At 56.4% G+C, this 14,442-nt stretch carries 15 protein-coding genes and 3 pseudogenes; 11 read left to right on the forward strand and 7 right to left on the reverse strand.

From position 1 onward, the window contains the following. The first annotated feature begins 8 nt into the window (after window positions 1–8). Window positions 9–290: a DUF6809 family protein gene (locus tag B5F54_RS06825; RefSeq protein WP_087232330.1), complete on the forward strand. Its 282-nt coding sequence runs from the start codon at window positions 9–11 to the stop codon at window positions 288–290. A gap of 139 nt (window positions 291–429) precedes the next feature. Here B5F54_RS06825 and B5F54_RS06830 read toward each other — a convergent pair whose 3' ends face one another. Next, the gene (locus B5F54_RS06830) at window positions 430–888 is read right to left on the reverse strand and encodes a sugar phosphate isomerase/epimerase family protein (RefSeq protein ID WP_330396771.1); all 459 of its coding nucleotides are present in this window, start codon (window positions 886–888) and stop codon (window positions 430–432) included. A gap of 158 nt (window positions 889–1,046) precedes the next feature. Between B5F54_RS06830 and B5F54_RS06835 the strand changes: the two are divergent. After that, window positions 1,047–1,406, forward strand: a pseudogene (locus B5F54_RS06835) (replication initiator protein A); the annotation flags it as partial. A 223-nt stretch (window positions 1,407–1,629) separates the two neighbouring features. Here the strand turns inward: B5F54_RS06835 and B5F54_RS06845 are convergent. From B5F54_RS06845 to B5F54_RS06860, 4 genes are read right to left on the reverse strand one after another with little or no spacing between them, the layout of a single operon-like run. After that, window positions 1,630–3,147, reverse strand: coding sequence for a glycoside hydrolase family 1 protein (locus B5F54_RS06845; protein ID WP_087232343.1), 1,518 nt, complete (start codon window positions 3,145–3,147; stop codon window positions 1,630–1,632). Window positions 3,148–3,149: 2 nt separating this feature from the next. Continuing rightward, window positions 3,150–3,485, reverse strand: a complete 336-nt coding sequence (locus B5F54_RS06850; RefSeq protein WP_087232346.1) for a PTS lactose/cellobiose transporter subunit IIA — start codon at window positions 3,483–3,485, stop codon at window positions 3,150–3,152. A 26-nt stretch (window positions 3,486–3,511) separates the two neighbouring features. Further along, the gene (locus B5F54_RS06855; protein WP_087232349.1) at window positions 3,512–4,771 is read right to left on the reverse strand and encodes a PTS sugar transporter subunit IIC; all 1,260 of its coding nucleotides are present in this window, start codon (window positions 4,769–4,771) and stop codon (window positions 3,512–3,514) included. 24 nt (window positions 4,772–4,795) lie between these two features. Further along, on the reverse strand, window positions 4,796–5,104 hold the full coding sequence (locus B5F54_RS06860) for a PTS sugar transporter subunit IIB (RefSeq protein WP_087232353.1): 309 nt from the start codon (window positions 5,102–5,104) through the stop codon (window positions 4,796–4,798). Window positions 5,105–5,311: 207 nt separating this feature from the next. Here B5F54_RS06860 and B5F54_RS06865 point away from each other — a divergent pair, with 207 nt between their 5' ends. The 5 genes and pseudogenes from B5F54_RS06865 to mobQ all read left to right on the forward strand — a co-directional run bounded on the left by B5F54_RS06865 (window position 5,312) and on the right by mobQ (window position 10,140). Continuing rightward, window positions 5,312–7,201 carry a BglG family transcription antiterminator gene (locus B5F54_RS06865; protein WP_087232355.1) on the forward strand — a complete coding sequence of 630 codons (1,890 nt, stop codon included), beginning with the start codon at window positions 5,312–5,314 and terminating at the stop codon, window positions 7,199–7,201. Window positions 7,202–7,569: 368 nt separating this feature from the next. Next, a pseudogene (locus B5F54_RS18050) lies at window positions 7,570–7,674 on the forward strand (TnpV protein); the annotation flags it as partial. 24 nt (window positions 7,675–7,698) lie between these two features. Then, complete coding sequence (locus B5F54_RS18055) at window positions 7,699–7,917, forward strand: hypothetical protein (protein WP_242969655.1); 219 nt, start codon at window positions 7,699–7,701, stop codon at window positions 7,915–7,917. Window positions 7,918–7,983: 66 nt separating this feature from the next. Continuing rightward, entirely contained in the window at window positions 7,984–8,289 is a 306-nt protein-coding gene (locus B5F54_RS06875; RefSeq protein WP_087232361.1) for a DUF3847 domain-containing protein, read from the forward strand. A gap of 273 nt (window positions 8,290–8,562) precedes the next feature. Beyond that, complete coding sequence (gene mobQ / locus B5F54_RS06880) at window positions 8,563–10,140, forward strand: MobQ family relaxase (RefSeq protein WP_087232625.1); 1,578 nt, start codon at window positions 8,563–8,565, stop codon at window positions 10,138–10,140. Between the two features lie 84 nt (window positions 10,141–10,224). Here the strand turns inward: mobQ and B5F54_RS06885 are convergent, their stop codons facing one another. Beyond that, the gene (locus B5F54_RS06885; RefSeq protein ID WP_087232363.1) at window positions 10,225–10,512 is read right to left on the reverse strand and encodes a type II toxin-antitoxin system YafQ family toxin; all 288 of its coding nucleotides are present in this window, start codon (window positions 10,510–10,512) and stop codon (window positions 10,225–10,227) included. Continuing rightward, window positions 10,509–10,784 carry a type II toxin-antitoxin system RelB/DinJ family antitoxin gene (locus B5F54_RS06890; protein ID WP_087232628.1) on the reverse strand — a complete coding sequence of 92 codons (276 nt, stop codon included), beginning with the start codon at window positions 10,782–10,784 and terminating at the stop codon, window positions 10,509–10,511. The genes B5F54_RS06885 and B5F54_RS06890 overlap by 4 nt, the downstream gene beginning before the upstream one ends. Before the next feature lie 130 nt (window positions 10,785–10,914). Between B5F54_RS06890 and B5F54_RS06895 the strand changes: the two genes are divergently transcribed. From B5F54_RS06895 to B5F54_RS06910, 4 genes and pseudogenes are all read left to right on the forward strand, one after another. Continuing rightward, window positions 10,915–11,157, forward strand: a complete 243-nt coding sequence (locus B5F54_RS06895) for a hypothetical protein (RefSeq protein WP_087232366.1) — start codon at window positions 10,915–10,917, stop codon at window positions 11,155–11,157. Window positions 11,158–11,161: 4 nt separating this feature from the next. Next, a pseudogene (locus B5F54_RS06900) lies at window positions 11,162–12,913 on the forward strand (helicase-related protein); the annotation flags it as partial. 1 nt (window position 12,914) lies between these two features. Further along, a complete protein-coding gene (locus tag B5F54_RS06905; protein ID WP_072849826.1) occupies window positions 12,915–13,991 on the forward strand; it encodes a DUF3849 domain-containing protein in 1,077 nt (358 codons plus the stop codon). Then, entirely contained in the window at window positions 13,988–14,332 is a 345-nt protein-coding gene (locus tag B5F54_RS06910) for a plasmid mobilization protein (RefSeq protein ID WP_072849824.1), read from the forward strand. The genes B5F54_RS06905 and B5F54_RS06910 overlap by 4 nt, the downstream gene beginning before the upstream one ends. Window positions 14,333–14,442: the final 110 nt, after the last annotated feature.

The raw sequence follows: 14,442 nt of genomic DNA on the forward strand, positions 1-14,442 counted from the left end.
GGCTGGTTATGATTTTGGAAGCGATTTATAGCGGCGACTTTTATCCCAGCGAAACAGTAGTACCGAACTCTGAAAAATACCGGAATGCACTGAAAGCCTGCGAGAAGATTATGGACCGGCTGGCCGAAAAACTGAGCAAAGAAGATTACGACCTGGTGGAAGAACTCCAGGATCAGGCTTCCATTGCCCAGAGCGAGGAGAACGAGTGCCACTTCAAGGTTGGCTTTTCAGCGGGGCTGCTGGTGCAGCAGGAAGCGGTGGAGCAGGTCAAGAAGATAACTGACAAATGAAATAGCGGCAGGACATCCAGTTGGACGTTCCTGCCGCTATTTCTCAGACAGAAAAAGACCGGCAGAGTGTGTTTGACACACAAATGCCGGTCTTTTCTATGGGGTGGCACTTTGGCAAAAGGGCAGATGATAAAAGCGTTCAGCGGAATGCTTTGTCCATGTACTGGCCGCTTACCTGAAGACTCTGGATGGGGTCGCCGCCATTGGCTATCCAGTAGCTGTCAAATTCAAAATTGACATAGGCAGGGTCGGTATTTTCAATGATGAGATCATAGGCCGTCTGGCTATCGTTGATGTGCTGCAGCTCACAGTTGTGATTGTGATAGAGCAGCTGGACGCCTTCTTTCTGGAGGGCTTGGTCGGCTTTGTTCAGCTTTCGGGCCAGATTCAGCACATCTTCCTCGCTGCTGTAGTCAAAACGGTACATGCCGGTTATGATGACCATGTCGGTGCCATAACTTTTGGCCAGATCCGCGACGGCTTTGGGATTTGCCTGGATGCTACCCAGGCTGCTATTGAAAACCTGAGGGACTAAAAATATCTCTTCTACGACTATTCTTTGACGCCGGATGACACCTCTGCATGGTACGGAAAGCAGATTTCGCGTTCCGGAAGAGTGTTTGGAAGGATATGGCCGTTACGGTTAACCTAGATTTGAGTTAAATCAATCTCAGAGCGTTTGTGTGTTCCAAAACCCGCAGACGCTTTTTTATTTTGTCCACAACAGAGAGACGGCGAAAGCCGGGAGATGCGTGTATGGGTGATTTCTTTTACGGCGAGCAAGCAAATCTGTTTTCCTTCTACCGGCTCCCCAAAGTCCTCTTTACCAGCAGGCGGTTCGAGGATGTCTCCGTAGAGGCCAAGGTCCTCTACGGCTTCCTGCTGGACCGGATGGGCCTCTCGGTCAAAAACGGTTGGAAGGACGAGGAAGGGAGGGTGTATATCATCTTCACGGCGGAGAGCATCATGGAGCATCTCAAGTGCAGCAACAAGAAGGCGGTGGGCCTGCTGCGGGAGCTGGAGGAAAAGGCGGGCCTCATCGAGCGCAGGCGGCAGGGCCTGGGCCGCCCCAGTTTGATCTATGTGAAAAACTTCATCGAGGCCCCGGAAGAACGATTCAAGAGATGAAAAAAGAACACCTCCGGGGTGTCAAACCGACACGGCCGGAGGTGCAAAAACTACACGCTAATAAGAAGAATCAGAAGGAGGCTGATTCGCTCAAGACAGCCTTTCCTTTCCGGAGAGGAGTTTTCAATAAGAAAGGGACTGCCACACAACAGTTGCTGTGCAGCAGTCCCTTTCACCATGCAGGGAGAGAAAGCAATTTTGAAGAGGCTGATCAGTAGGGGATGTTGTTTTCCAGATCTGCTCCGTTGGAGGCAATCAGCTTTTTGTAGTAATAGAAGGATTTCTTCTTGCTGCGCTTGCCGGTGCCTTTGCCGTAGTCGTCCTGGTCCACATAGATCATGCCGTAGCGCTTGGTCATCTCGGAGGTGCCGGAGGAAACCAGATCGATGGGGCCCCACCAGGCGTAACCGAAGACGTCCACGCCGTCGGCGATGGCTTCCCGCAGCTGCTCTACATGGGCGCGCATGTAGTCGATGCGGTAGTCATCCACAATACGGCCCTCAGCGTCGGGGTGGTCCACTGCCCCCAGACCGTTTTCAGAGATGAAGATGGGCTTGTGGTAGCGGTCGTAGATCCGGTTCAGGGTGATCCGGAAGCCGATGGGGTCGATGACCCAGCCCCAGTCCGATTTGGGCAGGTGGGGGTTTTTGATGTCGGAGAGCAGACGGCCGGTGGGCTTGGGCACCGGGTTGCCCTTGTACCGCATGATATAGGTCATGTAGTAGCTGATGGTGATGAAATCCACCGCGCCCTCTTTGAGGAGCTTCAGATCGTCCGGGCCCATCTCAATCTTGATACCGTTCTCGTCAAAGAAACGCTGCATATAATAGGGATATTCACCAGTGGCTTGGACATCGGTGAAGAACCAGTTGAAGTGGTCCTCAAACATCACCTGGAGCTGATCCTCCGGCTTGGAGCTCTCGGCGTAGTTTTCCAGCCGGCAGAGCATGTTGCCCATCTTGGCGTCCGGGGCGATCTCATGGAGGGCTTTGGTGGCCAGGGCGCTGGCCACAAACTGGTTGTGGACGGCCTGGAACTTCAGCTGCCAGTGCTCCAGATAGGGGTTGCAGCTGTTCGCCTCAGGGGCACCGTCCAGGATCACGCCGCTGCTGGTAAAGGGATTGGACAGGACGTTGTTGATCTCGTTGAAGGTCAGCCAGTACTTCACCTTGTCCTTGTAGCGGCGGATGACCGTCTCGGCATAGCGGGCGAAGGCGTCCACGGTGTGGCGGCTGGCAAAACCGCCGTAGACCTCGGCCAAATGCAGCGGGGTGTCGAAGTGGGACAGGGTGACCAGGGGCTCGATGCCGTATTTGTGCAGCTCGTCAAAGACGGCGTCGTAGAACTTCAGCCCCTCCTCGTTGGGGACCAGGTCGTCCCCGTTGGGGAAGATGCGGGACCAGGAGATGCTCATCCGGAATACCTTGAAGCCCATCTCCGCAAAGAGGGCGATGTCCTCTTTGTAGGTGTGGTAAAAGTCGATGCCCCGGCGCTTGGGCAGCTCCCAGTTCTCGGGATGGGCTTTCATGTCCTCCACCATCTCTTTCGAGGCGGCGTTGTGGGGGACATGGGCGTCAAAGGGCCCTTCGGTGTCCCGGATCTCCTTGGTAATCAGCCGGGCGAAGTCGGAGGTGGCGGGACCGCGTCCTCCCTCGTTCCAGGCACCTTCGATCTGGTTGGCAGCGGTGGAGCCGCCCCAGAGGAACCCTTTCGGAAATGTCTTAGTCATAATTAATCCTCCTTCTTGTTCAGCAGCATCTTGACGATGGGCAGCAGCTTCTGGGTCATCCGAAGCTCAGTGTTGATGGTCATCAAAGTGTCTTGGGCGTGAATGAACAGGAGGGAATACTCCATGTCCTCGCCGCTGACCTGGCTCTGGATCACCTCGGTCTGGGCATTGTGAGCCTTGACGATCAGGCCTTCGGCTTCGGTCAAAAGAGCCTCAGCTTCGTCCAGATTCCCTGCCGCAATGGCAGCCAGGGCTTCATCGATCTTGTCACGGCCGTCTCCTGCGTTCATGATTACTTCCATGGCGATCACATTGATATCGCGCTTTTCTTCACTCATGTTTCTTTCTCCTTATCAAATCGGACTCAGGACTGGGCAGCCTTTTTGGCAGCCTTGGCGGCTTCGCGCTCCTTTTCCTTCTTGAACTCGGCGTTGTCGGACGCCTTGAAGAAGGGGTACCAGATCAGGCCGGCGATCACAAAGTTGATGCAGACCAGGATGACGTTGCGGAAGTCGCCGCCCGACATGAAGAAGGCGGAGACCGCGTTGGGGGCAAAGTTCATATCGAAGTTGACGTAGTTGATGGTGCCCCAGCCAAACTGGAACCAGAAGTAGGAGAATGCGGGCAGGATGATGGCGATCAGGACGGTGGGGATGAACATGAAGGGGTTGCCGACGATGGCGCCATACTGCAGGGGCTCGTTGATGTTGAAGATGGAGGGCACCAGGGTCGCCTTGCCCAGCAGGCGGTACTTTTTGGACTTTGCGCCCAGCATGAAGAATGCCAGCGGGAGGGTAGCGCCCTGGCCGCCGATGTGGTGGTAGCGGCTGAAGCCGTAGGCGTAGATGTTCTTGGGGGCCATGCCGGCGGCCACCAGGGTGGCGTTCTCAGCAATGGCAGCCTGGGTGATGGAGCGGGTGACCGGGGTGAACACCCAGCCGGAGATGCCGAAGAAGTAGAAGATGTTCTGCAGGAAAACGATCAGCACGACGCCGGGGGCGCTCTGTGCGAAGCTGGTGACCGGCTTCATGATCAGCTGTACCATGGTAAAGACGTCGATCTTGCAGACGAAGGTCAACAGGTAGCCCAGGAACAGGCTGATGAGGACGGCGATGATGTTGTCGAACCAGTTCTTGACAAAGTCGGGGATGACGCTGTCCTCACCGAAGAAGGAGTACTTGGCCATCAGCTTGTAGATCACGGCTACGATCAGGCCGACGAACATGGCGGTGAACATACCGCCGGCGCCGAACTTGCTCAGATCCACCAGGGACCCGCCGTCTACTGCCTGGATGTTCATGCAGAGCATGTAGGTGCCGATGCCGGTAAAGCCGGCGATGAGGGAGCGGTCTTTCTTTTCGATCTTGTTCAGGCAGTTGTAGGGTATGATGAATACCACGAACAGGCCGATCAGGCCGAAGGAGTAGGTGCTGATGGCGCTGATGTCAGGCAGCGACGGCACAAAGTTGCGGATGATGGTCCAGATGGAAGGGATGGCGCTGACCATCGAGAAGGGCACGATGTACAGGATGGCATCTGCCACGATGCCAAACCAGAAGTTGGACGTGATCTTGTTGATCACGGGGACGAGCACGCGCTCGATCCACGCCTGTATCTGTTTCATTTTGATCCTCCCGCTTGTTTACACTCAGCCGTTGTAGAAGTCGATGGCGTCCTCCAGAATGGACTCGCCGTCCAGCGCCGCATAGTTGTCGGGGTCGATGGAGGTCACCTTGACATTGTGGTCCTTGAGCATCTCGGTGTACTTGGGCACCTCGGCAGAAAAGTGGGGGCCCAGCAGCAGCACGTCGATCTTGTCGGCATACTCGGGCACCTGGGATTTGCTGACGGCGTGGATGGTGACGTCCAGACCCTTGGCCTTGGCGGCCTTTCTCATATTGGCGGCCATGAACCCGGTGGAAGCACCGATGCCGCAGGCAAGAAGAATGCGGATCATACAGTTTTATCTCCTTTCTGTTTGGATGGATTTGTGCACAACGTCCAATCCGATTGCCTACAGTGTAGCAGAGACACGGGGCAAAATAAAACAGACCTTTTGCAGCTTGGCGGCAATATGAGTGTATTGCCGCCGGGCGGAAGTTTTTTTGGTTTTCAAGCGGAGGAATCTATATTATAATATTACATTGAAAGCGGGGAACTGTAAATGAAAAACGATAAACAAAATGAACTGCTGCGGCTGCTTGCCCGGTCTGACCGCGGCGTCCCGGCGGCGACGCTGGCTTCCATGCTCGGCATCAGCGAGCGGACTGTCCGCAACTATATCCGTGAGCTGAACGGCCGCGGCGGCCCGCAGATCGTCTCCACCCGCGAGGGGTACCGGCTGGAAGAGGGGGCCCCGCTCCCGCAGGAGTCTTCTTCTGAAAATGACGCCCGTCTGTGGCAGGTGCTGTCCCATCTGCTGACCAACAAGGAAGGGATGGACGTCTACGACATGGCGGACAGCCTGCACGTCAGCGCCAGCACGGTGATCAACACGGTCCTGCCCCAGATCAAAGAGATGATCCGCAGCTACGATCTGCACATCGAGTCCCAAAAGTACCGCTATACCCTCAAAGGCAGCGAGCAGAACAAGCGCAGGCTGATCGGCCGTATCGCCACCCAGGACGTATATGGCTTTTTCAGCTCCAAGCGGGCGCTGGAGCAGCTGTTCCCCAACCTTGACATCCGCGGCGTCATGCAGAAGCTGTACGATACCTGCCTGCAGGCAAGGCTGTTCCTCAACGATTACTCGCTGAACAACCTCCTGGTCCACATCCTGGTCATCCTGATCCGGGTGGAGTCCAACGACGACTTGACCGAAAAGGAGACCCCCGTCTCAGCCTGCGACCTGTCCGGCATCGCCAACCGGGACGAGATCGTAGCCCTGGCTGACATGATCACCGAGACCTTCGCCCGGGATTACGGCATCCGCATCCCCGGGCCGGATTACCAGCAGATTTTGATGCTGATCGCCCTCTCGGTGGAGCATGAGACGGTGGACATCCAGAGCGTCATCGACCCCGAGTTCATCAACAATGTGACCGCCGTCCTGGCGGCGCTGGCCAAGCGCTACTGCACGCCGGTCTTTACCAACGATTTTGCCCTGCAGTTCTCGGTCCATATGTACTACGCCTACCAGCGCAGCATCCTGGGCATCAGTTACCCCAACCCCATCGCCGGGCAGTTCAAGGCCGATTACGCCCCCGTCTACGACATGGCGGTCTATTTTGTCCACAAGTTCTCCAACATCTACCATATCGAGCTGAATGAGGATGAGATCGCCTTTGTCGCCTTCCACATCGGCTCTTACATTGAAAGCAGCGCTCAGGCCACCGAGCGGATCACCTGCATCGTCCTGGCGGAAAATTACCATACCCTGTCCCAGACCATGGTGCGGGAGATCAGCAGGGCCTTTTCTGACCGGCTGATCATCATGGACGTCATGCCGCTCAACCGCTATCTGCAGCAGCACCCCGACTGCGATTTTGTCATCACTGCCCTGCCCCTTGAGCATGAAAGCCGCCCGGTGGTCAGGGTCAGCCCCATCCTGACCAAGCAGAACATGACCGCCATCGGCGATATGCTCAACGAGATCGACCAGCGGCGGGAGCTGGAGATCGCCCGGGCATTCCTCAAACAGCTGCTGCACAAAGAGCTTTACTTCCGCAATGTTCCGGTGGAGGACGAGGCCGCCTGCATCCAGTTCATGGGCCGCCGCTGCGTGGAGCAGGGCTATGTGACCGACGCCTTCGTCCAGGACGTTTTGCTGCGGGAGTCGTTGTCCTGCACCGCTTTTACCAGCGCGCTGGCCGTCCCCCACGCCCTCAGCCAGTACGCTGACCGCTCCTTCATCTGCGTGCTGCACAACGATATGCCCATCGCGTGGAAAAACAAGCGGATCCATTTTGTTCTGATGATCGGCATCACCCAGCAGGAAATGAAGTATTTCAAAGATGCGTTCAACCTGATCGTGGAGCTGTTTGGTTCCACCAGCCGGACCCTCGATTTGCTCAAGACCGATTCTTTTGAGGAGTTCTGCGCGCAGATGTATTGATTTTGTATCCGCTTGAAAAGAGAAGTTCTGAGCTGTTGAGTCTGGATTTTTACAGGAAAAGAATATCTCGAAAAGAGAAAGACATCGGCTGCTTGGCCGGTGTCTTTTTGCGTTCCTGTAGAGAAAGGAGGAAAAAGTGAAAGGTTTTACCTAGACGATAGGCAGACAGTCTGATTTTTCACAGGAGGTGGCACAGTATATTGAAAACAAATGCAGTCCCGGCAGAACAGGCCGAGGAGATCCGGCAGGTTCCTATCACGGAGTTGCACCCCGATATGTTTTGAAAGGCGACGTTTACCTCCCAGAACTGGATCTGCCGGAAGAAAGCCGCCCCCATTGGCAGCTGGGGGCGGCTCCATAAGGAGTATCTGAAAACTAACCGTCCGGTCCTCTACAACGCGCTGCTTCTCTCCGGGAAGCTGTACACCCTCCTGGCCGATCTGAACGAGCAGGCCTCTGAGTGGTGCAGCCTCATCGTCCGGCAGATGGGCCAGGCCGTGGGCATCACCGAGGAGATGAAAGCCTGCGAGAAGATTATGGATCGGCTGGCCGAAAAACGGAGCAAAGAAGATTACGACCTGGTGGAAGAACTCCAGGATCAGGTTTCCATCGCCCAGTGCGAGGAGAACGAGTGTCACTTCAAGGTTGGCTTCTCAGCAGGATTGTTGGTGCAGCAGGAAGCGGTAGAGCAAGTCAAAAAGATAAATAACAAATGAAACAGTGGCAGGAGTCCGGTTGGACGCTCCTGCCGCTTTCATTATTTATAAAGGAGGTGGAGTCTTATGAGTGAAAAACTGAACCGAATGAAAGCCCAAAAAGAAAAGGCCGAACAGAAGCTTCGCTACTACCAGCACCAGGAGAAAATGTTGGAGCACCGGATACCAGAACTGACCCGTAAGGCCCGCACTCATCGTCTCTGTACCCGAGGCGGGATGCTGGAAAGTTTTCTGATCTGCCCGGAGGAGCTGACCGATGACCAGGTGATGGAGCTGCTGAAACTCTCGTTCCGTCAACAAGAGGTTGTGCTGGCTCTTGCAAAAATGATTCACGATTTGCAAGAAGCCCGGGACATTCCAACCCTATTATAATAGGGCGCAATTATACACCGTTCCGGTGCAATTGCGGTCTTGCAGACGGCTTGATGAAACCGGGCTGGCGTTCCATTCGCCATCCCGATTCCATCCCAAGGAAAACTGCATTTTCCTTGCGCTGCTCCGCAGCTATCCTTTTGCAGCTCTCGCCCAGGGCCGAAGCGCACCCCACTCCATCCCTGGACAGAGAGCGAACAACCGAATATGATTCCAGACCGTTCGTCAAGAGAAATCCTGACGGGCGGTCTTTTTGTTTAGGAGGTGATACCTATTCCGTGTCCGCATTTTCAAATCACCATCACCCAGCGCAGCAAGGGCCAGTCGGCGGTGGCAGGTGCAGCCTACCAGAGCGGGGAGAAGCTGTTTTCGGAATACGATCAGAAAACCAAAAACTACTCCGGCAAGCGCGGCATCCTGTATACTGAAATTATGTTGCCTGCTCACGCTCCGCCGGAATACGCCAATCGGGAAACACTTTGGAACTCGGTGGAAGCGATTGAGAAACAGTGGAACGCCCAGCTGGCCCGACGCTTCGTACTGGCCCTGCCCAAAGAAGTCCCGCCAGAACAGTACCCGCAAATGGTCCGAGACTACTGCGAGAAACAGTTTGTTTCCAAGGGAATGATTGCCGACTTCGCCATTCATGACCCAGACCCGCCCGGACACAATGTTCACTGTCATGTGATGCTGACCCTCAGAGCTATGGACGAGCATGGGAGGTGGCTCCCCAAGAGCCGGAAAGTGTATGACCTGGATGAAAACGGCGAACGCATCCGGCTCCCGTCGGGAAACTGGAAAAGCCATAAGGAAAACACCGTTGACTGGAACGACCAGAAGTATGCAGAGATCTGGCGGCAGGGATGGGCCGATATGGTCAACCGCTATCTGGAAGCAACAGACCGGCCGGAGCGGCTAGACTTGCGCTCCTATGAGCGGCAGGGCCTGGACGTGATTCCCACCGTCCACATGGGGCCTGCGGTGGTTCAGATGGAGCGGCGGGGTATCCAGACTAACATCGGAAACCTGAACCGAGACATTAAAGCCGCCAACCAGATGCTGGCAGCTATCCGCAAAACCATTCGGGGGTTGCTTGACTGGATTGAAGAACTGGTTCAGGCAGAGAAGGAACTGCTGAAAGAAGAAGCAGTCGCCACAGACCTTGGGGTGCTTCTCAATGATTACCTGAACCAGAGAAAAGTGGAACGGAGCGATTGGTCTTGGTCCGGCCAGCAGAAGGGTGATATTAAGGATTTGAAGGATGTATCCAGGGCGATTGTCTATCTCCAGCATCATAAGATCACGACATTGGATCAGCTGAACACCGTCCTGTCCGGCGTGAATCAGAAAGCCAGCCAGGCCCGTACTGGAATGAGAAAAGCCGAAAAGCGTATGAAGGACATCGCCGGGATTCAGAACGCCGTTGCAGTTTGCCAGGAGCAGAAACCCGTCCATGACAAGTACCTGAAGATCGGCTGGAAGAAGCGCCAGGCAGCCTTTGCCGAGAGCCACCAGGAAGAACTGAAAGCCTACAACAAAGCCTATCGCTACTTGAAAGCGCAGCACGTTGATCTGAACGTGAACCTGGATGCCCTGGAAGCAGAGTACAGCAAGCTGCAAACGGAGCAGGCGACCTTTGCCCGGCAGCTGGAACAGGTGCAGGCAGAGCTGAAGCCGCTGAACGAGGTCCGCTACTGGGTCAGTCAGGTTTTGGGAGCGGAACAGGTAGAGAGTCTGGACAATGCCGAAGGTAAGCAGTCGGTAGTGGAGCAGCTTCGTCAGGCCCGTGAGCGAACCCAAAAACAGGACAAGGCATCCCGAGAGGAACAAGAACAGAAGATGGAACGGTAAGGCATCCGGTTTTGGAAAGAAGTCGGGTGCCTTTGCTAGTTGAAAAGAAAAAGGGACACCCGGCAAAATCGGGTGTCCCTTCTCTTATTTGCCGAACAAGTCACCATGGGTTCCGGTTCGGGATAGCGTCAATACCAGCAGATCATTTTCGATGCGGTAAATAAGCAGCCAATCGGGTTGGATGTGGCACTCACGATGTCCGATCCAATTTCCTGTCAGGGCATGATCCCTGTTTTTCTCTGGAAGCGGTTCGCTGCTTGCCAACTTACGGATGATGTCGTCAAGAAGGTCAATGTTCAGATGGCGCTTCATGGCCAGCTTGTAGTCTTTTTTGAACTGGGTAGTCCAGACGATATCCAGATGCTTGCTCATTCTTTCAAAGCCCTCAATGCTTCCTCCACATCGGAGTAACGCTTCACAGACGGATCGCGGGCAATGCGTTCGGCTTCCAGCATGGCTGCAATCGTTTCCTTGTTCGGCTGTTCCAGACGGACATCAAAGGGAAACCCGCCAACCCGGAGCGATTGACGAAGGAAAACATTGATGGCAGTGGTGAGGTTGATCCCCAGCTCACCATAAAGAGCTTCACACTGCTTTTTAACATCGCTATCCATGCGAACGCTGAAGTTGGTAGTAGCCACAATTATCACTCCTTTCGTAGCTATTGCACTTATATTATATGATAATTGCAATGCAAAATCAATTCAATAAACTGAAATTTACAATTTGCTTCTGAAGATTTTGACAACGTCCCCCAAGGGGAGGAGGAATAGGATGAAGGATATCGAACACAACGGCGCTAACGCTGTCAATACACTGAATAGTCAAGCCGCCATCACTGGCGGCTCTTTTTCTGTGAGGATCGGAAAAACCCGGTTTATCGTGCGTGTTCTAACGGCAGAAAATAACGTGAAAACGCTAGAATCCGCACTTCGTGAAGCCTGTGCGCGGGACATTCTCAACGAAGCTAAACGCTCCAATTTGGTTCATTTAGAGAAAATGCAGAAAACCTCTTGACAACTTGCTTCCTGAGGGCACCGGCTACCGGGCCAGGACCCGGTTCTCCAAGTTTTTCAACCTGCCGGAACTGATGAACCTGTTCAAAGAGGTGGCCGACATCAAGACCGCCGACCAGCTGCACCTGCCTACGCCCCAGGTGGAGTACCACAACATCGTGGCCCAGCCTACCGAAATCCAGAAAGAGATGGTAAAGGCTCTCTCCGAACGTGCGTCCGAAGTACACCGGGGCAGCGTGGACCCATCGGTGGACAATATGCTCAAGATCACGTCGGATGGGCGAAAGCTGGGGCTGGATCAGCGGATCATCAACCAGATGCTGCCGGACGAACCGGGCACCAAGGTCAACCAGTGCGTGGACAATATCATGCAAATCTGGCGGGACGGGCAGGCAGACAAGCTGACCCAGCTGGTGTTCTGCGACATCTCCACGCCCCAGGCCAAGCCCGCCAAAAAGGTAGCGAAGGCCCTGGACAACCCGACCCTCCACGCTTTGGAGGACGCGGTGCCGCTGGATGAGCCGGAACCGGCCTTTACCGTGTATGAGGACATCCGGCAAAAGCTCATCGCCAAAGGTATGCCCGCCGAGCAGATCGCCTTTATCCACGAGGCCAACACCGAGGTGCGCAAAAAGGAGCTGTTTTCCAAGGTTCGCACCGGCCAGGTGCGCGTCCTTCTGGGCAGCACCCAAAAGATGGGGGCCGGAACCAATGTGCAGGACCGCCTGGTGGCGCTGCATGACCTGGACTGCCCGTGGCGGCCTGGCGACCTGGCCCAGCGAAAGGGCCGCATCGAGCGTCAGGGCAACCAAAACGAGACCGTCCATGTGTTCCGCTACGTCACCGAAGGAACATTTGACGCCTATCTCTGGCAGACGGTGGAGAACAAGCAGAAATTCATTTCGCAAATCATGACCAGTAAAAGCCCGGTGCGCTCCTGCGATGATGTGGACGAAACGGCGCTTTCCTTTGCGGAAATCAAGGCGCTGTGCGCCGGAGACCCCCGCATCAAGGAGCGCATGGACCTGGATGTGGACGTGTCCCGGCTGAAGCTGCTGAAGGCCGACCACCAGAGCAAGCAGTACCGGCTGGAGGACCAGCTGCTCAAAACCTTCCCGGAGGAGATCGAGAAAAACAAGGGCTTTATCGCCGGGCTGGAAGCGGATATGGCGACCCTGGCCGCCCATCCCCACCCAGAGGACGGCTTTGCCGGCATGGAAGTCCGTGGCGACACCCTCACCGACAAGGAGAACGCCGGGGCGGCGCTGCTGGACGCCTGCAAGGAGGTCAAGGGGTCCGACCCGGTGCTGGTTGGCAGTTATCGGGGTTTTGCTATGTCGGTGCAGTTTGACGCCTGGAAACAGGAGTATACGCTCCTGCTGAAAGGCCAGATGACCCACCGGGCGACCCTCGGCACCGACCCTCGCGGAAACCTCACCCGCATCGACAATGCACTCGGTCAGATGCCCCAGCGGCTGGAGGCGGTGAAGAACCAGTTGGACAATCTCTACCAGCAACAGGCCGCCGCCAAGGCCGAAGTGGGCAAGCCCTTCCCCCAGGAACAGGAGCTGCGGGACAAATCCGCCCGGCTGGCCGAGCTGGATGTACTGCTGAACATGGACGGCCGGGGCCGCCCTGCGCCGGAAGCGGTTCTTGCCAAGAGCAGCCGCCCCTCGGTGCTGGAAGGGCTGAAACGCCCGGTGCCGCCGCGCTGCTCTGAGAAGAAACCCAAACACCACGAACAGGAGGTGCGATAACATGAATACCGATAAAAACACGGCCCTCTATGAGAAGATGGCCGCCGAACAGGATAAGTTTCGGGACTGGCTGAAAAGCCAGCCGCCGGAGGAAATCTTAAATCATGCCTACGAGTATACGGTCCGGGAGGACATTCTGATGGCGATGGAGGAGTTGGACCTGCCCCAAAGCCGGGCCGCCGCGTTGCTGGCCTCCCCGTCCCCGCTGGCGGATGTCTACAAGGAGTTTGCCGACCGGGAAACTTCCTACATGGATGTGGTGCGGGACAGCATCGAGCAGCGGGCCGAGGCGGCGCTGGATGCCCAGCGGGAACTGCCGCTCTACCGGCACGACGCCGCCTATGCCCGTGAGCAGGGCAACCTGGATTTGTACCGGGCGTCCCGGCGCGCCAACATCGCCTGCAAGGAGGCCATCGAGGCGTCCATTTCGGAACATTACCGGGACAACCGGCTGGACAAAGACGCGGTGCCCCAGGTGATCGAGCAGTTCGGCTACACCCGTACCCTCTATGTGCTGGCGAACACTGTGCAGCAGAAGGAATGGGACGGGCGGTTCAGCCCGGCCAACAAGGCGTGGGCCAGGACCGTGGACATCCCGCCCAACCCGGATGGCTTCGGCAGCGACCGCAACCTGGACTTCGTGGTGGACGGCCACCCCGGCCTGGTCGATCTGTTCTTGAGCCAGGCGCGGCAGGATTATTTGCGGCTCCAGCCGCTGACACCGGAGGAGATTCACGTCGAGGCCGCCCGGCTGTTGCAGGAGCTTCGTGCGCCGGATACGCCCAACAGCCCCCACGGCACCCATTACATGGCCCGCGTTTCGCCGGATTTTCTGGCCCGCGCCGGCACCCAGGCCCACGACCAGCTGATGGCGCTGCTGCCGTTCCGTAGCCTGGCGATCACCGGCATGAAGGACCTGCCCGGCACCTATGTCACCATTCTGGCCAGCGAGGACCGCTCCAAGGGGCTGCGCCAGCGACGCCCCTCGGTCCGCCGCCAGCTGAAACAGGAGCCGCGCCCTGCTGAAAAGCCGGAGAAAAAATCCCCCATCCATAAGAAAAAGGAGCCGGAACGGTGAGCGCCCCCAAGCGCAAGCGGGAGGTGCAGCTGAACTTCCGGGTCTCGCCGGAAGAACTGGCGCTGATCGAGCAGAAGATGGTCCAGCTGGGGACAAAGAACCGGGAAGCCTATCTGCGCAAGATGGCCCTGGACGGTTATGTGGTGCGCCTGGAACTGCCGGAGCTGAAGGAGCTGGTCTCCCTGATGCGCTATTCCAGCAACAACCTGAACCAGCTGACCCGCCGCGTGCATGAAACCGGGCGCATTTATGACGCCGACCTGGAGGATATATCCCGGCGGCAGGATGCTTTGTGGGATGGGGTGCATCAGGTATTGACCCAGCTGGCAAAGCTGTCGTGACAGGGGCATACGCCCCGGCTTTGAGGGAGGTCCGGCGCGTGCAGGCTGCTGCGCCGGGCCTCCCTCTTTTTTCTTTGCCCGTATCGTTGCACTTTTGCGGGCCGCAGGCG

This window comes from Anaeromassilibacillus sp. An250, assembly GCF_002159845.1.
Lineage (GTDB): Bacteria > Bacillota > Clostridia > Oscillospirales > Acutalibacteraceae > Anaeromassilibacillus > Anaeromassilibacillus stercoravium.